Raw genomic sequence first — 3,065 nt, 5'->3', positions numbered from 1 at the left:
CCGTGTTGATCGAAATGGACGAAAAATGGATATCGGGACGCAAATACCTGGATATGTCCGACTATTGGCAGTGGCGGAAAACGAAAGAGTTAGGCGTTCAAACGATGAATCAGGAAGTTTCGGCGATCAAGAAAGTGGGATAATTTCTTCGACGTGTCAAGGAGAACGTGAAATACCTCGGAAGCGAGGAGTTGCCGCGAAAGCGCCTTGACACACCTGTACTTTGACAACAATGATCATTAGTCCGGGAAGGCGACCGGCAGGGAGACTTGCCGGACTTACCTGCCATACGTCAGGTCATCAGGTCCATCTTTCTATCAAAGGGAAATTTACACAATAAAATGGACTTGACCTTCGTTTCTGACACAAAAAAGAAACCCGAAAAGATTTTTCGAAATTGATCACCAGAAAATAGAAAGAAATGACCTTCCATGGGATCAAGCCACAAAAATTCAACGGACTACCAAACGTAAAAAATGCATGCCTCAAATCAGCAGATATTCATTGCGTTCATCCAGGTGAACTCCCAAGTTCAAGATTTCCCCGATTTTCCTGTACACAAATTCGACAAAAACGATTTAAATCCTCGTTAAACCAACCATCTTGATTTATTCAACGGGCCCCATGACAAATCCAACAAGGCGCGATCGCATCAAATCCCCATTGCATTTTTTACAGGATCGAATAAATGAGAGTTTGTGAAGACTTTCACAACCAAAAACCCTTCAAACCAATATGATTGGTTTGGAGGGAAAAACCACCTCTCATCGTTCATTAAGATTAATCAGGCAATCCGAGAAGCGGTTGCTCTCCTGTCTATCAACACCGGGTTCCTCGTCAACATCCCTGCCATGCCTTGTTGGTCGTGGCACGCGAGGTATTCATTCGGAAATTCCGGTACAGAATGAAGAACAGTTTCCTGACAACCAAGAAATTCTTACAAAAGGGAGTTATACGCCATGTTGGTGCAATCTTATAATCCTTTTCATCATCTTATGCTCTCCGCACTGGTCGCGGCTATTCCGATCATTTTGTTCCTGCTGTGTTTGACCATCTTCAAAATGAAGGGGATTTATGCCGCTTTAATCAATTTGGCCGTGACGTTTCTGATTTCAATGTTTGTGTTTCAACTGCCTTTCGGCGAGGCGTCGGGCAGCGTCATACAAGGCGCGATTCAAGGCATATGGCCCATTGGTTATATTATTGTCATGGCCGTCTGGTTATATAAAATCTCTGTAGAAACCGGCAAGTTTGACGTATTGCGCGCCAGCATTGCCAGCATTTCACAAGATCAGCGTCTGCAGCTGTTGCTCATCGGCTTTTGTTTTAACGCCTTTCTTGAAGGGGCAGCCGGTTTCGGCGTTCCGATCGCCATTTGTGCCGTTCTGTTGGTTTCCTTAGGATTCCAACCCTTACAAGCCGCCATGCTCTGCCTCATCGCCAATGGCGCTTCCGGAGCGTTTGGCGCCATCGGGATTCCGGTCGGGGTCATCAGCACCTTAAATTTGGCCGGCCATGTTTCTTCGATGGATGTTTCCAGGATGACGGCGTTGACGTTGCCCATCATTAACTTCACGATTCCGTTTTTACTCATTTTGTTGATCGACGGCTTCAAGGGCATCAAGGAAGTGTGGCCGGCCATTTCCGTCGTGTCCATCAGCTATACCGTGTCTCAAGCCTTCATCACCTTACTGATGGGGCCGGAATTGGCCGATATCATTCCTCCGTTATTGGCGATGGGGCTGTTGGCCTTATTCCTGAGAAAATGGCAGCCGAGGCATATTTTCTTGCTCAACGGACAAACGGTTAAAACCGAAAAACATACGATCGGTGAAGTAATCAAGGCTTGGTTGCCGTTTTACCTGTTGAGCATCTTCGTTTTGGTATGGAGCCTGCCGGCATTTAAAAACTTGTTTATACCAGGCGGAGCTTTAGATTTTACTGTATTGAATTTTAAAATACCAGGCTCGTCCCTCATCTCAAGCATCAACTTGATCAGCGCAACCGGTACGGCGATTTTGCTCGCCGGCTTAACGACCATTGCGCTTACGAAATCTATAGATTTCAAAAAAGGCTTTTCGCTCTTACAAACAACAGTTAAAGATTTTTGGATTCCGATCGTGATGATCTGTGCCATTTTGGGCATCGCGAAATTAATGACCTACGGCGGCTTGACGAACGCCTTAGGCGAAGAGGTCGCCAAAGCAGGGCACATCTTCCCGTTATTGTCGCCGATCTTGGGCTGGATAGGCGTGTTTATGACCGGGTCGGTCGTAAACAACAATACATTGTTTGCGCCCATTCAAGCGACAGCGGCTCATATTTTGGGAGCCAAGCCCGCCTTATTCGTCGCCGCCAATACAGCAGGGGGCGTGATGGCCAAACTCATTTCCCCGCAATCCATCGCCATTGCCAGCGCCGCCGTCGGCCAAACAGGCAACGAATCCGTTTTAACGAAAATGGTTTTAAAATACAGCGTCGGCTTGCTCGCCTTCGTTTGCCTATGGACCTTTGTCCTGTCGCTCGTATATTGACCGCATCAATATTTGGCTTCGTGTTGCATGGGTTTGAAAAGGTGCATATCGAAAAGGGTCATGAGGATGCCAACCTCGTAAAAAGGAAAAGGCAATCTCCCCGGAGATTGCCTTCATTTCTTTAGAGCATTATCCAAAAGGGGAGCTGGCCATACTATTTTTAGTGATTTATGGTCAGCTCCTTCCTACAATTCTCGAACAACTTCCTCATCCAAAAGGTCAAGTCCATTTTATTGTGTAAATTTCCCTTTGATAGAAAGATGGACCTGATGACCTGACGTATGGCAGGTAAGTCCGGCAAGTCTCCCTGCCGGTCGCCTTCCCGGACTAATGATCATTGTTGTCAAAGTACAGGTGTGTCAAGGCGCTTTCGCGGCAACTCCTCGCTTCCGAGGTATTTCACGTTCTCCTTGACACGTCGAAGAAATTATCCCACTTTCTTGATCGCCGAAACTTCCTGATTCATCGTTTGAACGCCTAACTCTTTCGTTTTCCGCCACTGCCAATAGTCGGACATATCCAGGTATTTGC

General features: G+C 46.7%; 1 protein-coding gene and 1 pseudogene. Both read left to right on the top strand.

Translation table 11 applies throughout. The features are described from left to right. Positions 1–143: pseudogene (locus CCB157_RS18500) on the top strand (IS256 family transposase); the annotation flags it as partial. Positions 144–959: 816 nt separating this feature from the next. After that, positions 960–2,534: an L-lactate permease gene (locus CCB157_RS16065; protein WP_077616844.1), complete on the top strand. Its 1,575-nt coding sequence runs from the start codon at positions 960–962 to the stop codon at positions 2,532–2,534. Positions 2,535–3,065 lie beyond the last annotated feature (531 nt).

The organism is Caenibacillus caldisaponilyticus (assembly GCF_002003465.1).
Classification (GTDB): Bacteria; Bacillota; Bacilli; order Bacillales; family Sporolactobacillaceae; genus Caenibacillus; species Caenibacillus caldisaponilyticus.
Note: the sequence above shows the minus strand (reverse complement) of the source record. Positions and strands in the feature narration are given on the sequence as shown.

Coding starts and splice junctions, on each gene's coding strand:
- CCB157_RS16065 (WP_077616844.1), top strand. CDS start 960: ATGTTGGTGCAATCTTATAATCCTTTTCATCATCTTATGCTCTCCGCA.